The organism is Gracilibacillus lacisalsi DSM 19029, assembly GCF_000377765.1.
In the GTDB taxonomy this organism is placed as follows: Bacteria; Bacillota; Bacilli; order Bacillales; family Amphibacillaceae; genus Gracilibacillus; species Gracilibacillus lacisalsi.
In genome coordinates this window covers 451,730-471,340 of sequence record NZ_KB898662.1, presented here as the reverse complement: position 1 = coordinate 471,340, position 19,611 = coordinate 451,730, and the positions used below count along the sequence as shown (strand labels likewise).

Below are 19,611 nucleotides of genomic sequence, written 5' to 3'. Positions count from 1 at the left end.
CTCTGAAATAGGATATTATTAACTCTTTGAAGAAAACTACCCACTAAGTTACGAATAAATAGTACTGCCTTTTACTCTTTTTCAATTGCGTTACATTTCGCTAATAACTCTTTCGTTTCTATTAAATATCGTATAAAATAGAAAGATATGTGATGAAAATGTAAAATTTTGCAGTTTTCGGTTCGCACAGTCATAAACAGACATTTTTAACGAACAGATATAAGCAGCCTGATCGTAAGCAGGAGGAAAGAAAACAGATGAAAAAAGTAAACATCGTGTTCTTTATCTATCAAATGGGCGCCGGTGGAGCTGCCAGAACTTTATTAAACATTATCAATAACTTAGATAGAAATAAATTTTCCCCCATCTTAGTCACGCTAAACTATGATGGGTCTTATGAGCATGCACTAAAAGATGATGTAACCTTTATTAAATTGGATACGAAACGTTTGAGCAGATCGATTTTTAAATTAGCAAAAATAATTCGAGAACAACAAGTAGACATTGTATTTAGTACGATTCCAAGAGTAAACACGATTGCGATATTGGCAAAATTAGCCTCTTTGACAAAAGCTAAAAATGTGATTAGGGAAGCGGATAATCTAGGTGGTACATGGAAAGAAAATCTTCAGTTATTAGGATTTGGCCTTGTTTATCGGTTAGCGAATCAAATTATCTCCCTTTCAGAAGGGGTAAAAGACAATCTAGTCGAACGGTATAAAGTACCGAGAAAATCGATTGAAGTAATCTATAACCCGGTCGATGTCGCCAATATTACAGATCTGGCTAATCAAGAAGAAGACTTCGATCATCAGTCATTATTTGATACAGATGACAAGATGATCATTACCGCTGGACGATTAGTCCCTCAAAAAGATCATCACACGATGCTACGCGCTTTTGCAAAGGTAAATGAACAATGCGCTAGTCAGTTGGTGATGCTTGGAGAAGGGTATTTATATGATGAATTAAAACAGTTATCAAACGAATTAAACATAGAAGATCGTGTACATTTTCTTGGGTTTCAACAAAATCCGTATGTTTATTTCCGTCATGCCGACTTATTTGTACTGTCATCTAAGCATGAGGGATTTAGTCATGTAATTGCCGAAGCATTAGCGACCAAAACAGCTGTTGTATCAACCAACTGTCGCTCTGGTCCATCAGAGGTATTGGACAACGGCAAATATGGGTTGTTAAGTCCTGTCGGTGATCAAGAGCAGCTTGCAGAGAATATGCTCGCTGTTTTACAAGCAACTCCAGAAGAATTGCAAACAATCACAGCGAAAGGCTATGAACGTGCGACATTCTTTAACTCTAACAAGATCGTAAGACAATATGAACAAATCTTTCTAGATGTGCTATAATTAATGGTTGTTCACATCGAATTATTTGTTCAAAAGTATCAGTTAAACGAAGGCAAAACTTAAGTTTGCCTTTATAGAAGTGGAGGTTTATCTATTTGTCTCAATCAAGTAAAATTGTCCATATCACGACTGTTCATCACCCATATGATACGAGAATTTACCATAAAGAATGTGTATCACTGCAAAAGAGTGGATATGATGTGTCGTTAATGGCTCCAATCGATGAACAAAGTGATAGTCAGGATGAGCAAAATAAAGTAGACATCATTCCACTTAAGAAGTATGCCAATCGCTGGAAACGAATGCTCTTTGGGCCAATCCAAGCCTATAAACAAGCAAAAAGGATGAAGGCGGATATTTATCATTTTCATGATCCGGAATTAATCTTTGTCGGTTGGCTGTTAAAAAAGAAAGATAACACAATCATCTATGATGTACATGAGGATTATTATACAAGTATTATGCAGAAAGAGTATTTTCCTCAGCCGATCAAACGAATAATTGGTAAATTGTACAATGGTATGGAACGGTTACTAGTAAAGAAAATGGAGCTTTGTCTAGCAGAAAAATATTACTATGATCGTTATCAACGTGGGACATGCATCCTCAATTATCCGATCTTGAATGAGAAATTAATCAATCAGGAAATTGATCGAAGCAAGGTGAGCGACAAATTGTTATACACCGGAAATGTATCGGTGGAAAGAGGCGCATTTTACCATGCTGAAATACCAAAGATCATGGACAAGCATGTTTATTTAGTTGGGAAATGCCCGAGTAACTTAGCAGAAAAAATGAAAGAACATGCAGGTGACAAGCAAGACTACCTCCACTTTGACGGGATTGACCGTTTTGTTGAGCGAGAAGAGATTGATAGTTATTATTTAAACGAAAATTGGATTGCTGGTTTAGCGATTTTTCCCGCAACCGATCATTATTTGAAGAAGGAACTAACGAAGTTTTTTGAATATATGAGTGCAGGATTGCCGATCATCTGCTCGAATTTTTCAAGATGGCAGGAATTTATCGACCAGCATCAATGTGGTATTACCGTTGATCCGGAAAATAAGCAAGAATGGATCGCTGCTGTAGAATACTTAAACAATCATCCACTAGAAGCGGAGACGATGGGGTATAATGGTAGAAAAGCGGTCTTACAGGAGTTAAGCTGGGAATCTCAGGAGAAGAAGCTCTTGGCATGGTATGAGCAATTATTAAATAAATAGGATGGAAAATATGAATGAAATAAAAGATTACAATCTTGTTTCTGTAATTACGCCAACCTATAATTCAGAAACGTATATACGAGAGACGATAGAGTCGGTCCGACAGCAAACCTATCCGCATTGGGAAATGGTAATTGTGGATGACGGTTCAACCGATCAGACAATCTCGATTATTGAAGAATATCAGAAAGAAGACGATAGAATTCGACTGATTGCCCTTGAAAAAAACCAAGGGGCAGCGGTCGCTAGAAATACAGCAATCGAAAACGCATATGGCAGATATATCGCTTTTTTGGATAGTGATGATAGATGGTTGCCGGAAAAATTAGAAAGACAATTAACGTTTATGAGGGAGCATGATTATGCTTTTACCTATACAGGATATAAACGAGTCCAAGTCAATGATGAAGGACACAGAATAGAAAAAGATGTCGAGATGCCAGAAGCTGCAACATATCAGCAGCTGTTGAAAAGCTGTGTGATCGGATGCTTAACCGTTATATTGGATCGAAAAAAGATTCCTGACATTCGGATGGCTAACATCCGTTCCCGGCAAGATTATGCATTATGGCTTAACCTCACTAGGCGTGGTTACAAAGCTTATGGTTTACAAGAAGTACTGGCAGCATATCGAGTAAGAAGTAATTCGATATCAAGTAACAAAGTCAGAATGGCGAAACAAAATTGGATCGTTTACAGGCAAGTCGAAGAACTGAGCTTTTTAAAGAGCTTGTGGTATTTCGCTCATTACGTATTTTTAAAGGTGAAGGCATATTTAAATTATATGAGGTAAAAATTGGTGGTGTCTAAGAGCAAATGTTGAATTATATATCGGAAATATTAAAAAGAAAAGATTTACTTATATATCTTGTGAAATCAAGTTTGAAAGCAGAAAACCGAAATAGTTATTTAGGGTATTTTTGGTGGTTATTAGATCCATTATTAAATGTGGTTGTCTATTATTTCCTTGTTGTGATTCTGTTAGGACGTGGCGGACCAGGATATCCCGTATATTTAGTAATTGGTTTAGTGGTGTGGCGTTGGATCAATACTACCGTTAATTCTTCCGCGAAATCTATTACTAAATATTCATCGATTATTAATCAAGTGTATTTACCAAAAGCGATATTTCCACTATCATTATCGGTTACCCAATTGTTTAACTTCTGTTTTGGGTTAGTGGTTATCGCTATCTTCTTAGCTGTATTTGGCTATGTACCAGGCTGGCAAATTATTTTATTACCTGTGATTATTTTGATTACGCTGATATTCTTAGGTGCAATCAGTTTATTCATATCATATATTACGGTATTTGTACGGGATATTGATAATGTCTTATCACACGTGCTGCGCATATTCTTTTATTCTTCACCAATTATATGGGAAGGAAGTAGAATAGCGGACAGTGAAAGAATACCTGAACAGTTACTTTTTATTTTGGATTTGAACCCTGTTGCAATATTATTAAATGCTTACCGTGCCATCTTAATGGAGCAACAGACACCGCAATTCCTAGGCTTGTTCGTGATAACAGTAGTTTCGATCATCGCGATATTATTTATGTTATATCACTATTACAAAAACGAACATAAGATCATTAAAGTATTATAAAAAAAAGAGGGTTGTTTACCATGGTTACAACAAATGAAGAGAACGCCTTACAAAATCAAAAAGAAGTCGTCATTCAAGCAGATGATTTAGGGGTTGCCTTTAGTTCTCATGCAAGAGATGACTATAAATCAATAGCCATAAAGTATCTCTCGAATAAGGACAAAAACAAGAAGAAAAAAGCTCCAAAGATAATTTGGCCGCTTCGCCATATTAATTTCACAGGGTATAAAGGTGAAGTGCTTGGAATTGTTGGGTCAAATGGTTCGGGAAAAACAACATTATGTAAAGCTTTAACAGGTATACTACATCCAGATGAAGGAAATTTACAGGTGAATGGCAAAGTGTCTGCTCTTTTCTCTTTAGGCATGGGGTTTAATAAAGAATTAACAGGACGGGAAAATGTTTACTTAAACGGTATGATGTTAGGTATCAGTAAAGCAAAAATAGACGAGTTTTTCGATGAAATCCATGCGTTTTCTGAGCTTGGGGAGTTCATTGATAGACCAATGAAAAACTATTCAAGCGGGATGAAAGCAAGACTCGGTTTCAGTGTAGCAGCACACTTGGAGCCAGAAATTTTAATCTTGGATGAAGCCTTGAATACAGGGGACCGAGCATTCGGACAAAAAGCAGCTACGAAAATCCGTGAGCTGTTAGGTCAAGCAAAAATGGTAATCATCGTAACCCACAGTCACCGCTATGCGAAGAAAAATTGTGACAGATTAATCTGGCTTGAGCAAGGTGAAATTCGGGCAATTGGTGAGCCAGAGGACATATTGAAGCAATATGAAGCAACGATTCCAAAAGTGCAAAGAAAACCGCGAAAACGTCTTGAACTAACCAAAACGGAATCAGTCATTAAGAACGAAGAAGTCGTATCTGTGAAAGATTTAACGATTAAATTTAATGAGAAACGCAAAAATGAACATATTGCTTTAAATAAATTAAATTTCACTATTTCGGAAGGGGAAGTAGTCGGTATTATCGGCCATAACGGTGCAGGGAAGAGTACGTTGTGTAAAGTGTTAACTAAGATATTGAAGCCTGACGAAGGTGAAGTGGTCGTTAATGGTGAAACAACTGCATTGTTAAGCTATGGTACTGGATTTAATCAACAGTTACCAGGCATAGATAATATTTACTTAAATGGAATGCTATTAGGTTTATCAAAAGCTGTAGTTGACAAACATGTAGATGACATCATTGAATTTTCGGAATTAGGAAATAAAATTTATAAGCCAATTAAACAATACTCCAGTGGAATGAGAGCAAGGTTAGGGTTTAGTATCGCCGCGATCCTAAAGCCAGACATCTTTATTATTGATGAGGCTTTATCAACAGGTGATGTCGCATTTAAACAGAAAGCAAGTGAGAAGATACAAGAAATGATGGAACAAGCAAAGGCAGTTATTATCGTGTCACACAGTATGAAATTTGTTGAGACGGTTTGTACGAGAGCCATCTGGATTGAAAAAGGTCAAGTGAGACAAGATGGCGCTTCAGAAGAAGTCGTAGCCGCATATCGTGAAGCAACAAACCGAAGTAAACCGAAGGCTAAAGCGAAAGCAAAGAAAAAGAAGAAACAAGTAGTGAAACAATAACCTAAGTATGGGTGTGTTAGAAATGATAAGAAAAGTAAAAAATAAAGTTTTTGCGACAGTAGACTGGATTCTTTATAAAAAAATGAATACTAAACAAAAAGAGTTTTTAAGCAGTCTGCTAACAGATAAACAAAAAGCATTGTTAAAAAAGGTCATTAAACCTGGCAAGAAAAGATCCCAATTACAAAAAGTGGATCGAATCAGAAATAAATTATACAGTATGGGTTTTACTGACAAAGGGTTAGAAGATCTATCTAACCTTTATCAACATACCGAAGACCGTTTTTTACAAAAATTATCTGGCCGTGAGCTAAGTCTTTGGCATGCCAATAAGTATGATAAAGAACATGCAAAACAAAGCCTTATGATTATTCGTGAGCTTTCCAATGGTGAGAAGGATCGTGTTTTAAATCGTAAGTATGCGATCATGGCTGCAGAAGCATTAGTAACATTAGAGAAAAAAGAGCAGGCGAAAAATATTTTGTTAAAAGCTCTGAAGCAGGAACAACATGAAGATCTTTATCTAGCATTAGCCAACGTAGCGGATGACCATGAAGAGAAGTTGAAATGGATCAATTCCATCTATGCAAGTTATCAAAATACACCGATCAACTTTAATGAAAACAGAGCAGCTACAACATATGATTCGATCACAACACTGGCTAACGATAACTGGACCAATCAGACCAATCAGCCGAAAGTAACGATCATTGTACCAACCTACAATGCGGAAGATACGATCTTAACAACGTTGCGTGCTTTAACAACACAGTCTTGGCAAAACCTTGAGATCATGGTGGTCGATGACTGTAGTACAGATCATACCTTAGAAGTGGTTGAGAACTATTTGAAGAAGGATAACCGTATTAAACTTATGCAAAACACGCAGAATTCGGGTGCCTATGTGTCACGGAACGCTGCTTTACAACTTGCTACTGGGGAGTTTGTAACCGTCAATGATGCAGACGACTGGTCACACCCAGAGAAGATTGCGACACAAGTGAATCATTTAATCAAACATACGTCTACCATCGCTAATTTCTCGCAACAAGTACGAGCAACGACAGATATGACATTCTATCGCAGAGGGAAATTTGGACAGTATGTTTTTTCTAATATGTCATCCTTTATGTTCCGGAGAGAACCGGTGATGAAAGCAATTGGTTACTGGGATAGCGTACGATTTGGCGGGGACTCTGAATTTGTTCGTCGAGTAAAGAATGTGTTCGGTGAGAAAAGTGTTGTAGAATTAAAAACAGCGCCATTATCTTTCCAAAGACAAACAGAAACATCTTTAACCGCAAGCTCTGCCTTCGGATTCCCGGGCTATTTTATGGGAGCAAGGAAGGATTACCTAGAATCACAATTATATCACCATGAGCATGCGGAAGATGTATATTATCCATATCCTATGGAACAAAGACCTTTTCCAGTTCCAGAGCCGATGCTACCGGAACGTGTGAAAAATAAAAGAAGACATTTCGATGTGATAATAGCATCAGAATTTAGATTGCTTGGTGGTACTAATGCATCTAATATCGAGGAAATTAAGGCCCAAAAAGAATTAGGCTTAACAACTGGTCTTGTCCAGATGTACAGATATGATTTAAACTCTGTCACAACACTTAACCCAAAAGTACGTGAACAAATCGATGGTAAACAAGTGCAAATGTTAGTGTATGGTGAAAAAGTTAGCTGTGATGTATTAATTGTTCGCCATCCACCAGTTTTACAGGATTGGCAAAAGCACTTACCAGATGTAGAGGCAAAATCAATCAAGGTGATTGTCAATCAACCACCGAAGCGAGATTATACGATAGATGAACAAGCGTTATACGATATTCCTACTACTGTCAATAGGTTGAAAGAGTATTTCGGTGATAAAGGAACATGGTATCCGATCGGTCCGTCTGTTAGAGAGGCATTAGAAACACATCATAAAGAAGATTTAGCATCTATTAATCTTGCTTCTTCTGACTGGTTAAATATTATTAATGTAGCGGAATGGAAAAGACAAGAACGACCGGCTAAACAAGGACCTATTAAAATTGGTCGTCATTCACGCGCACAATATGTGAAGTGGCCACATACAAAAGAGGATCTATTAACGATATATCCGGAATCTAATGAATTCGAAATACATGTGTTAGGAGGAGCGCAAGTACCAAAGAAAGTACTTGGACAAATTCCTGCTAATTGGAAGGTTTATGAATTTGGGGAAGTGGAACCACAAACATTCCTCAAAGAATTAGATGTATTTGTTTATTATACACATCCAGGCTGGGTTGAAGCATTCGGTAGGGTAATCTTTGAAGCGATGGCAGCTGGTGTACCAGTTATTATCCCACCAAGTTACCAGAATCTATTTCAAGATGCAGCGATTTATGCGGAACCAGCACAAGTGCAAAATAAAGTAAAACAATTAATGCAAGACGACGAATTATACAATAGGCAAGTCGCAAAAGCTCAGCAATTTGTCGAAGAGCAATTTGGTTATCAGATGCATTTTGCAAGATTGGAGCCAGATCTTCATGACCCAAAACGATCATAATCAAATCGATGTCGAACAAAAACTACAAGAAGTAGAAGCGAAGTTAGCACAGGAAAAACAACGATATATTGAAAATAAGCTAACATACGATAAGACGTTAACGACCTTTAACCGTATTGATAAGAATAAAGTGATTAGATCCGGTTTTACTTGGGCGAAAAACGCTAAAGCAATTGCAACGAGAAAAAAGACGATCAAACAAGTCTTTGATAAAAAACAAATGCAGAAAAAATCGAAACAGAAAATCAAAAAATTAAAACGCTCTTTATATGAATATGGTTTTTACGACACAGTCATTACGGAATGGAAGCAAATAGTGGAGAAAACAAACAATCGATATGATAGGAAAAATGCAGCACTAGAACTTGTTGTATGGTATGCAAATCAATATACTACTTCTGCAGCAACTCAAGCTCTTTCCTATCTAAGCGTGTTAAAGCAGCATACACTATCACCGGATTGGTCAAGGAAAGTAGCTATTTTAGAAGCAGAATTGTTCGTACATTTGGCTGAGCATGATCAAGCAAAGCAGCTTCTTTTAGCACAAATGAAACAACAACATCACGCAGACCTTTGCTTAGCTATGGCTTCAGCCGAAACAACGAATGACGAGAAAATAGAGTGGATCAATAAAGCATTTGCCCTTCATCAGCTTACACCTGTGACACAGAATGAGGGTAGGACATTGTATGATGCAATCGAAGTAACGGACCGATTAGACCGACAAGAACAGGGGCCTGTCGTAACCGTAATTATCCCCGTTTACAATGCAGCTGAAACGGTTCAAACAGCGTTAGATGCTATGACCAATCAAACATGGACAAACCTTGAAATATTGGTTGTCGATGATTGCAGTACGGATAATACGACTGAAGTAGTGGAACAGTATGCCCATAAGGATCACCGAATAAAGTTGTTGCAGAACAATGTGAATGCTGGTGCATATATCGCAAGAAATAAAGCACTGCAACAAGCAAGTGGAGCATTTGTCACGATTAATGATGCAGACGATTGGTCACATCCTGCGAAGATTCAGATTCAAGTCGAACATCTGTTAGAAAATCCGGCTGTGATGGCGAATACGTCACAACAAGCAAGGGTAACAGAAGATTTACATTTCCATAGACGTGGTAAGCCAGGGGAATATTTATTTGCGAATATGTCTTCATTAATGTTTAGAAGAGAAGAAGTCCTTGAGAAGATTGGCTATTGGGATAGTGTCCGATTTGGTGCAGATGGTGAGTTCAAAAAAAGACTCATCAAAGTGTTTGGGAAAGATGCTGTAGTCGATTTACCAACTGGGCCATGTGCTTTTCAACGTCAATCAAGTGGTTCATTAACTGCTAACCGTGTTTTTGGTTATCATGGATACTTTATGGGCGTGAGAAAAGAATACTTGGATGCTTATACAACCTATCATCAAACACATGAAGATGTATATTACCCATTCCCGATGACGGAAAGACCTTTTGCAGTACCAGAACCGATGTGGCCAGTCCGAGAAGAAAAATCAGCTCATGGCAGACGTCATTTTGATGTGATCATTGTCTCGGAATTCAGACTACTCGGTGGTACCAACATGTCCAATATCGAAGAAATAAAAGCACAGAAAGAACTAGGTTTAAAAACAGGCTTAATCCAACTGTACAGGCATGATTTACATTCGGCAAAGATGATAAATCCAAAGGTTCGCGAGCAGATTGATGGTAAGCAGGTTCAAATGATTAGTTATGGGGAAAAAGTTAGCTGTAATGTACTCATTGTTCGTCATCCTCCTGTTTTACAGGAATGGCAGAAATATGTACCTGATGTTGAAGCGAAAAGTATCAAAGTGATTGTCAATCAACCGCCAAAAAGGGATTATACCAAAAAGGAAAAACCTTTATATAAGATCAGAACTTGTGCCAATCGATTGCAACAATACTTTGGCAAAAAAGCCATTTGGTATCCGATTGGTCCTTCTGTTCGCGAAGCCCTTGAAGAACACCATCAGAAAGAGTTAGAGGCGATTACATTAGCGCCAGAAGATTGGGTGAATATCATTAATGTAGCAGAATGGAAACGAGCTGAGCGACCAGCATCAGATCGACCGATTAAAATAGGTCGTCATTCTCGAGCACAATATGTAAAATGGCCAAATGATAAAGAAGAATTGTTGACCATTTATCCGGAATCAGATGAATTTGAAATCCATGTCTTAGGTGGAGCACAAGTACCGAAGAAACTACTTGGAGAACTCCCACCAAATTGGGTAGTACATGAATTCGGTGAGGTCGAACCAAAGGAATTTTTGAAAAATATCGATGTTTTTGTTTACTATACACATCCAGGTTGGATCGAGGCATTTGGTCGAGTAATTTTTGAAGCGATGGCAGTCGGTGTGCCGGTCGTCATTTCTCCAAGCTATCAGAGCTTATTTCAAGATGCAGCCATTTATGCTAAGCCAAATCAAGTGCAAGAAAAAGTGAGACAATTAATGCAAGATCCGAAACTATACGAGAAACAAGTAGCAACAGCATTACAATTCGTTGAAGAGCAATTTGGTTATTCTTTACATGCTGATCGTTTGGAGCCTCATTTATTACCAACTATAGCGGAAGTAGGTGATCACCATCACTGATCGTAAAGAGAATAATGACCAACATAAAGTGCAACAGCTCATCCAGAAGGAAGCAGAGTTAGCATATATCGAGAAGAAAAATCAGCAAACTGTCAAGGAAACGAAAAAATTGAAGGACAGTAAGAAGTGGAAGGCGGCAAATAAGTTGCCTGCTAATGAAAAACAACCAGACACCCAAGGATTAATCGAACAAATCGAATCTTTAAAAGTAGAGCTTGCATTAGAAAAAGAAAAAAATACGACAAAAGAAAAATTTTTAGAGATTTTGTCGGCAAAAGAGCTTGAAAGAACGAAAATCGAGAGTATAATAAAGCAAGGTGCACAAGTTGCTGAAATCGATGCGTTGCTTGATATGATCATTGCAAAGAAACAGAAAGTAAATCAGGATTTAAACCACGGATTAAGAGCCGTTGCACATCGATATAAGCATAATGAAAATACTGAGATAACAGATTATTTGTATCATAAAATATTAGCGAATTTATCATTAGAAGAAACGCCTGAATTTATGCTGAGAAACTTGGCAGATTATCCTTCTGCTAAGGTGAAGTCATCATTTCAGGCAAGTCTTGTTTCTCAATCAAAAAAATGGCGCCTAAATAAAAAAATGCCAGAGATTTTGTTAGATGATAAACGACTAGCATATAAATTCATCGATTTATTAAAAATAAGAAGGCCATGGTATGAGCAAGAGAAATATTCTATTGATACGGTACCACTAAAGGAAAATAGTGTTATCAAACCAGTTGATGGTGCAGGATCACGCGGTGTATATCTTGTGTTCCATTCAGAACATATTCAAGATGTACGGCGTAAGCAAGTGATTCATGGTATCGACTCACTAAGAAGTCATATGAAACAAGACCTAGAAAGCAATTGGGTAAAAGAAAACCAATGGTCGGTAGAAGAGTTAATAGGTAATGAGCAAGAGCGATCTGCAAAAGATATCAAATTTTATTGCTTCTATGGTAAAGTAGCATTGGTTCTAGAAATAGAAAGATATCCTGCTTTAAGATATTGCTGGTGGACAAGAGATGGGAAAAGAATATCGACTGGAAGATATGAAAATGAGCTGTACAAGGGTGCGGGTGTATCACAACAGGAAATCGAACTTGCAGAAATGATAAGTAAGGAAATTCCGGCACCTTTTATTAGAATAGATTTCTTAAAAACAGAGAATGAATTGGTGTTTGGTGAATTCACACCAAAACCGGGGAATTTTGATGAATTTGATCAAGTTACAGATAGTTGGTTAGGCGAGTACTTTGAAGAAGCGGAAACACGTCTATTCCAGGATTTAATGGACAGAAAAACATTTCAATATTATGATGAAATGCTAAAGTCCATACAGGACGAGAAAAGGTAGGAGGCATCTTTATGCAAGATCAAAATACAAGTTGGCTTCCACATCTATCAAGTGAAATTGTTACCGATGCAAGAGGGTCGGAATTAGATGCATATGTCATTGCGCTTGAAGGTTGGAGAAGAGGTTTAGAATTAAGATGGCATGTAAAAGATTCAGAAAAATTTAAAGATATGAAAACCTGGGCAACAGAAAAGCCAGGTAAATTATTTTCTCTGAGCTTAGGGGATAAAACCCATTATTTCTTTAAAAGTAGAGGAGACAAGGTTAGTAACGATGCAGTAACAATTGGAGCAGATAAAGAGGCAACGAAAGAACATCTAGTAAAAAACAACATCGTTACACCTTTAAGTAAGACATTTTCCAAGGATAGTACCATTGAGGAAATCAATGAATATGTCGATAGTATTGGTTATCCTGTTGTGGTAAAACCGGTGAACGGAAGTTTTGGGAATAAAGTCTACACGAATATTAAAGATTCAATGGAACTCCAAAATGCGGTGAATAATGTGAAGGAGGACTTAGAAGACGATATTCTTGTAGAACAGTTTATTGAAGGTGAAGATTACAGACTATATATAGTAGATAACAGAGTTGTTGGAGCTATTAAAAGGATCCCAGCGAATGTTGTTGGTAACGGTGAGGATACAATCAAGCAGTTAATTGATCAGAAGAATGAGATGCGCAAGGATAATCCCCGTTTAATTAGTTGTCCGATAAAAATTAATCAAGAGCTTATCGATTATGTCTTAAGTCAAGGTTATCAATTTGATGAAATACCTCCAAAAGGAGAGCAGGTTTTCCTCACTAATAAGTCGAATATTTCACTTGGTGGAGACCCAGTTGACGTATTAGATGAGCTAGATGAAAAAGTAAAACAAGCTGCAGTAAACGCATTGAAAGTTGTTCCTGAACTGCCTCATGGGGCGGTAGATATTATTGTGCAAATAGATGGTGAAAAGATTACGCCATACGTGTTAGAAATAAATCCTACTGCACAAATAGGCTCGCTTTTGTTCCCAATGAGAGGACAAGCCCGAGATGTCCCAGCTGCTATTATGGACTACTATTTCCCTGAGACAAAGGGTGTGGAAAGACAAACGAGCCTTTATTTTGATTTAGGGGATATGTTAGAACCACTAATCTCAAAAGTGGCCACTGTTACAAAAGTGTCGAAACCACCAAAGGGAATAGTTTATGGAAGAAAATTCATTGTCTCGGGTGATGTTTTAAGTATTGATTATCACAGAGGTTTAAGAAAGCAAGCATTTGAAAGAAGAATTAGTGGTTTTATTAGCAAATTACATGACGGACGAATTGAAATAGTTGTTATTAGTGATAGTGAAGAGATGCTAGAAGAGTTTAAAGAATCGATAAAGGAAGACCCGGAAAGGTCTACAGTAGAAGATATCAAAGAAGTAATCTGGGATGAGCCTGTTAAGATCGGATTTGAAATTAAGGCAGATTATAAGACACAGTTAGAACACCTGAAAGAATTAAATGAAGAAATGAACATGATGAAGAAAGAACTAAAACAATTAGAACAACAATATAATAGTTTCCAAAAGAGTAAATCATGGATAGTTACTTATCCGTTTCGTCGTGTATCTGATGTAGTAAAAGGAACGTACCGGCTTTTTAATAAGGACAAAGAGTCATAAATCATTTCGAAATAGCTGGAGGAAAGTATATGTGGAACAATCAACAAGTAATTTCACTTCCGCACCTCACCAATGAGATTGTAAGAGGTGCAAGGAAAACAAAGCTTTGCGCTTATGCAGTAGCTTTAGAAGGTTGGCGCAGAGGGTTAACGTTAAAATGGTATACAATTGATTCGGGTAAATTTGACGATATGATTACCTTTGGAGTAAATCCACCAGGGAGATTATTTTCATTAAGTTCCGATACGAAAACCCATTATTTTTTCCGAACTCGTGGTGACAAGGTGTCGGATGAAGCTGTGGAGATCGGCTCCGATAAGAATGAAACAAAAACTTATTTAGAGCGAGAAGGTGTCCCAGTACCCAAAGGTGATGAATTTTTAGAAGGTACAACGAAGGCAGATATGATTGCTTATGCTGAAGAAATTGGTTATCCATTAGTCTTGAAGCCGACTAATGGAAGTCTTGGTAACGGAGTAATTACCAATATTAAAACGGCAAAAGAATTAGAAAAAGCGATTGATTATGTACGAAATACGCTTGAGTATGAAGAACTGATATTAGAGCAATATGTACCTGGGGAAGAATACCGAGTCTATGTAGTAGAAGATCAAGTCGTTGCAGCTTATAATCGTTTACCTGCCAACATTATTGGTGATGGAGAACATACAATTGAAGAATTAATCGAATATAAAAACGAGCAGCGTCGAAAAAATGCACGTCTATTTAGTTGCTTAATTGAAATTGACCAAGAAACTTTAGAATTTATTGATCATAGTGGTTATGATTTGACCAGTATTCCGAAAAAGGGCGAAAAGATCCTCCTAAAAGAAAAAACAAATGTGTCAGCAGGAGGAGATCCTGTTGATGTTACCGATGAGATACCAGAGGAGTTTAAGCAAATTGCTATTAATGCAGTTAAAGCAATCCCAGGACTTTACCATGGTGGGGTCGATATTATCGTTGACTTAAATAAACCTGTCAATCAAGCTGCTGTTGTGATTGAGTTAAATCCAACCGCACAAATTGGTGGAATTCTCTTTCCTATGAGAGGTAGAGCTAGAGATATCCCTTCCGCTATCGTTGATTATTATTTCCCTGAAACTAAAGATATTAAGACAGATCGAGAAAAGGTTTATTTTGATTTTAATACAGTATTAGAACCATTACAAAACCGTTCAGGTGAAGAAGTAGAGGTTGCACCAGCTTTAGTTGGTGATATCTATCAGAAACGCTATGTTATATCTGGAAAAGTGAATCGAATTCGTTACCATCGCTATATTAAATATTCAGCTTTAGATTTAAACTTAAGTGGTTATATTACAACTTTAACAGAGAATGAAATTGAAGTTATAGTAGCTGGTACAGATAAAGCAGTCGTCAATCATTTTAAACAAGTGATAACAGATGTTGAAGGCATAGCTGAGGTAAAGAAAGTAACGGAAGAAACATTTGATCAACCTGTAAAAATAGGCTTTGAAATCAGTGAGGAAATGGAGAATATAGGACGGAGAAACATTAACACCGTGATTAAGCGTTATGAGAAAGAGCTTCATAAAATGCGAAAAGATAAACGGAGATTAGAGAAAGAAAACATTAAGATGAAATTAAGTCGCTCCTGGAGAATGACAGCTCCGTTGCGAGCTATCGGTCAAGGTTTTAAGTCACAAAAAATCAAGTAATCATTATGATTGCTTGATTTTTTGATGTTTTATGTAAACATATTTAAAAGGATCGTCAGGTCTAGGTGAGTAAGTATTACTAAATAGATGACTATGATCTTCATAGTTTTTGAGCGGTTTATTTGTCGCAATTGCTAGAAAAGACTCGTAAAAAGCTTTGTCATTAGATAAAATGTAATAAGCAACTGTTTTATATATTAATAAGTAAATTTGCCTATTATAGCTGAAATGGTTGTGATAAAATGGTTCGTGAAAATTTCTGCTTATTCATTAAAAGTGATTAAGTTTATATTAGAAGGAAGTGAATGCTTTGAGTACTGATCAAACTAGGTTAGAGCATCTGAAAAATTGTGTGCCACAGGCTGTACCTGCAGATAAATTGAGTTTATATACTATTGCACTTGAAGGATGGAGACGTGGCTTATCCCTTACATTTTTTAATATTAAATATGTCAATCGAGTAGAGGTAAACTACAAATTTCTTTATCAAGATCAATCCTATTCTTTCGCAGTTTCGAAAGGACCTGACACAACGAAAGAAGCGATGAAGATTTGTAATGATAAGAATTTAACTAAAGAACATTTGATTAATAATAATGTTCCTACTCCTATAGGTAAGTACTTTGGTCCTGATACATCAATTGATGATATCTTTACGTTTGTAGAGACAATCGGTTATCCATTAGTTGTTAAACCGTCCAATAGTAATTTAGGTCAAGGTGTTATTCCAAATATAAATAATGAATCACAACTACTAGATGCAATTAAATATGTTAGAAATGATTTGGACTTTTCAGAGATTATTGTGGAAAAGTTCTTTTCTGGGGAAGAGTACCGTGTTTATGTTGTAGGTGAACAGGTCATCGGTGCTATTAATCGTGTACCTGCCTATATTGAAGGGGATGGAAAGCACTCCATTCGTGAATTAATAAAGCAGAAGAATAAGGAACGCAATCATAATCCTAATTTAAAAGGGCGTCCGATCAAGTTTGACATGGAAACAAGAAAGTATATTGAGCAGGCAAATTATAAATTGAGTACGGTTTTACCAGAAAATGAAATATTAGCGTTACGAAAAAATAGCAATGTTTCATCAGGTGGTGAACCTATTGACGTAACTGATCATCTTTCATCGTACGTTAAAGAAGTTGCTGTAAAAGCTGTAAAAGCTATTCCTGGACTTGCACATGGAGGAGTAGATATTATGGTTGATCAGCAACAGGATTCAGCAGCAGTAATTGAGATTAATACAAGAGCTGGTATTGGTAGTCATCTGTATCCGGTAAAAGGACAAGCAAGAGATGTACCTAAAGCTATCATTGATTATTACTTTCCTGATACGAAGGAACCAGTTAATGAAAAATTATACTTTGATTACAAATATTTTATGGATATTTTATCAAGTGGTGTGGCCGATGAAGTTAAAATTCCTGATGCGCCTAATTATCCTTTAACTAAAAAGAAAATAATTATTAAAGGGGATTATTGTAAAGATCCGTATTATAAAATGATCAAGGAACAGGCACTTATTTATCATTTGCATGGCTATGTTAAGAATTTGAAGCAGAAAGTCCTATTAGTTGTTGTAGCTGGTAAAGAAGAAGCCGTGGAGAACATGATTACTTACTTAAAATCGAATGTTATGAACAGTAGCGACAAAGATGAACAATCGATAATGATTCAAGATTGGGATAAAACAATAAAAATAGGATTTGATATTAGGAAACAGCACCTTAAAAAGATGCCTGCAAAGAAAACTAGTCAAAAATCAAATGCTAAAACAAAGGGTACTCAAGCAACACCCGAATCAAATATAACCGTATCCCAAAAGGTTATTCGCAAAATCAAAGGAGTAGTTAGGAAGGTGACAAAATAATGCAAGAAATCTCGAAACAAAAATTACATCATTTCTTAGATACTCAACTTGATTCTAATGAGGTTTTCCCTTATTTATTAGCATTAGAGGGCTGGCGTGCTGGTCTCACCTTGAGTTATTATTCACCAGAACATTATTGTTTGGCAAATGAGGAGGGTGAATCTTGGCAGGTGGATATGAATCAAGCTATACAGATAGAGATCACCTCCGATCAGTTTCAACCAACGGGTCTTCTCTCTGATTACCAGATCCAAATAAGTGAATTGGGTGCAACATTCGAGTTTGCTTGTCTTGTTTATAATAAAGAAGTTATGGAGATGTTAAAGGCTGAAACGGATTCAGCTGATCAACTAGATTATCAACTATACCAAGGAGACAATCAGTTAATAGAAGCAATAAAAGAGATGATTACAACTTTTGCTTCAAATCTTAAACCAGATCAGCCTATTGAATTACTATTTAAAGTAGATCGTGATCAAAAGCAAATCTTTTTAGATTATAATTACTCTTTAAATCACTTCAAATACTTTTATGTGAACGCTGAAAAAGGATCTCGCACACTTCTATTAGATCAATTAAAACAACATTTCTCTAATTTTGAACCTAAAGAATCCATTGCTTTCTTTGACTATCGCCGAGCCACTTCCATCTTTAACAATGGTTATGCGACAGAAATTAGGATTACTCCTATGAAAGAAGAACATGATCACCATGCTCTTTTTGATATCTATGGCGATGTAGATCTAAACCAATTTAAACGTTGGATTCAACAACGGGTCTTGTTTTATGGGTTAGATGGTTACCTGAACTATCAAACAAAATATAATGCCCATTTAGTAGTACGTGGTCAGAAAAACAATATTTATAAATTACAAAAATTAGTTACCAAAAATTGCCCTATACGCTCTTTTAACTTTATGGATAATGATATTCCAATTATTAAAACGGGTTTTGAAATAAAAACTCAAGATCGAAATGAGGTAAAAAATGAAGACAGGTAGAACAGGTAAATTTACTTTAGGAGCAACAGGAGATGTCTTACTGCATACGAGAGTTTATCGTACAGCGAAAAAAAAATTCGGCTATGATTTTAATGAAAAATTGGCTGTTGCAAAGCCACTTTTTCAAGAAACTGATTTCAATATTGTCAATTTAGAGTCGATCATTGCTGGAAAAGAAATTGGTTTAAGTTCATTTCCTAAATTCAATAGTCCAGTAGAGTTAGGTTATATTTTAAAGGATTATGGAACAAATATTGTAAATATAGCTAATAACCATGTGTTAGACAGAGGTGAAGAAGGTCTACTAAAATCAATTGAGAATCTTAAGGCAATGGGATTACCTTATGTTGGCGCCCATGAGAGTCGTGAAGATCAAGAAAACTTAAGATTATTTGACATTAACGGTTTGAAGGTATGTTTCCTTTCGTATACACGCGGGGTAGGGGTAGAGCAACAAAAAATCGTGAATAAAAAGCCGCATTTAGCTAATACCTATCACCCAATGCGTCTAAAAGCAACGAAAGACTTGATTAAAGATATTCGTAATAAAGGGATTGCCGATGTAATTATTGTCTCATTACACTTCGGAAGGGAGTATCATTTAGATCCCACATCCGAACAACAAGAAGTAAGTATCGATTTTTCTGATGCTGGTGCTGATGTAATTATTGGTCACCACCCACATGTATTGCAACCACCAGCATATATTTTAAACTCACGTGGAAAAGAAACATTTGCTGCCTATTCGTTGGGGAACTTCTATACAGGACAGTTTGGTTTATATCGTCAAATTGGTGCATTTATGTCGATTGATATTGAAAAAAACGATCCTGAGAGTACAATGTTGAAAATCGATCGACCAAAAATGACATTAACATTTGTCGATAGTACTGATCAAAAAGACTTTAAAATGCACTTACTGAGAGACATTGTTAAAGAAAGAGAGCATATCATCACAGATATGGGCGTATTTAAGTCAGAAGAAGTTTATCAGAATGTTATTAAACATCTAAAGAAAAATATCCCTGATATGGATATTTCATAATTGCAAA

13 protein-coding genes are annotated in these 19,611 nt (G+C 36.5%); all 13 read left to right on the top strand.

The window, feature by feature from the left end; all coding sequences use genetic code 11:
• The first annotated feature begins 257 nt into the window (after positions 1 to 257).
• The 13 genes from D569_RS0102180 to D569_RS0102120 all read left to right on the top strand — a co-directional run bounded on the left by D569_RS0102180 (position 258) and on the right by D569_RS0102120 (position 19,604).
• On the top strand, positions 258 to 1,367 hold the full coding sequence (locus D569_RS0102180) for a glycosyltransferase (RefSeq protein ID WP_018930758.1): 1,110 nt from the start codon (positions 258 to 260) through the stop codon (positions 1,365 to 1,367).
• 95 nt (positions 1,368 to 1,462) lie between these two features.
• Entirely contained in the window at positions 1,463 to 2,593 is a 1,131-nt protein-coding gene (locus tag D569_RS0102175; protein ID WP_018930757.1) for a glycosyltransferase, read from the top strand.
• A 10-nt stretch (positions 2,594 to 2,603) separates the two neighbouring features.
• Positions 2,604 to 3,386 carry a glycosyltransferase family 2 protein gene (locus D569_RS0102170; protein ID WP_018930756.1) on the top strand — a complete coding sequence of 261 codons (783 nt, stop codon included), beginning with the start codon at positions 2,604 to 2,606 and terminating at the stop codon, positions 3,384 to 3,386.
• A gap of 23 nt (positions 3,387 to 3,409) precedes the next feature.
• Positions 3,410 to 4,204, top strand: coding sequence for an ABC transporter permease (locus D569_RS0102165; protein WP_018930755.1), 795 nt, complete (start codon positions 3,410 to 3,412; stop codon positions 4,202 to 4,204).
• A 20-nt stretch (positions 4,205 to 4,224) separates the two neighbouring features.
• Entirely contained in the window at positions 4,225 to 5,805 is a 1,581-nt protein-coding gene (locus D569_RS0102160; RefSeq protein WP_018930754.1) for an ABC transporter ATP-binding protein, read from the top strand.
• Positions 5,806 to 5,827: 22 nt separating this feature from the next.
• Complete coding sequence (locus tag D569_RS0102155) at positions 5,828 to 8,356, top strand: glycosyltransferase (protein WP_018930753.1); 2,529 nt, start codon at positions 5,828 to 5,830, stop codon at positions 8,354 to 8,356.
• Complete coding sequence (locus D569_RS22370) at positions 8,337 to 10,976, top strand: glycosyltransferase (protein WP_018930752.1); 2,640 nt, start codon at positions 8,337 to 8,339, stop codon at positions 10,974 to 10,976. Before D569_RS0102155 ends, D569_RS22370 begins: the two co-directional genes overlap by 20 nt.
• Positions 10,960 to 12,342, top strand: a complete 1,383-nt coding sequence (locus D569_RS22365) for an ATP-grasp fold amidoligase family protein (RefSeq protein ID WP_018930751.1) — start codon at positions 10,960 to 10,962, stop codon at positions 12,340 to 12,342. The genes D569_RS22370 and D569_RS22365 overlap by 17 nt, the downstream gene beginning before the upstream one ends.
• Positions 12,343 to 12,353: 11 nt before the next feature.
• Positions 12,354 to 14,000: an acylphosphatase gene (locus D569_RS0102140; RefSeq protein WP_018930750.1), complete on the top strand. Its 1,647-nt coding sequence runs from the start codon at positions 12,354 to 12,356 to the stop codon at positions 13,998 to 14,000.
• Positions 14,001 to 14,029: 29 nt separating this feature from the next.
• A complete protein-coding gene (locus D569_RS0102135) occupies positions 14,030 to 15,682 on the top strand; it encodes an ATP-grasp domain-containing protein (RefSeq protein WP_018930749.1) in 1,653 nt (550 codons plus the stop codon).
• A gap of 310 nt (positions 15,683 to 15,992) precedes the next feature.
• The gene (locus D569_RS22360; RefSeq protein WP_018930748.1) at positions 15,993 to 17,558 is read left to right on the top strand and encodes an ATP-grasp domain-containing protein; all 1,566 of its coding nucleotides are present in this window, start codon (positions 15,993 to 15,995) and stop codon (positions 17,556 to 17,558) included.
• A complete protein-coding gene (locus D569_RS0102125; RefSeq protein ID WP_018930747.1) occupies positions 17,558 to 18,559 on the top strand; it encodes a hypothetical protein in 1,002 nt (333 codons plus the stop codon). Before D569_RS22360 ends, D569_RS0102125 begins: the two co-directional genes overlap by 1 nt.
• Positions 18,546 to 19,604, top strand: a complete 1,059-nt coding sequence (locus tag D569_RS0102120; RefSeq protein WP_018930746.1) for a CapA family protein — start codon at positions 18,546 to 18,548, stop codon at positions 19,602 to 19,604. Before D569_RS0102125 ends, D569_RS0102120 begins: the two co-directional genes overlap by 14 nt.
• Positions 19,605 to 19,611: the final 7 nt, after the last annotated feature.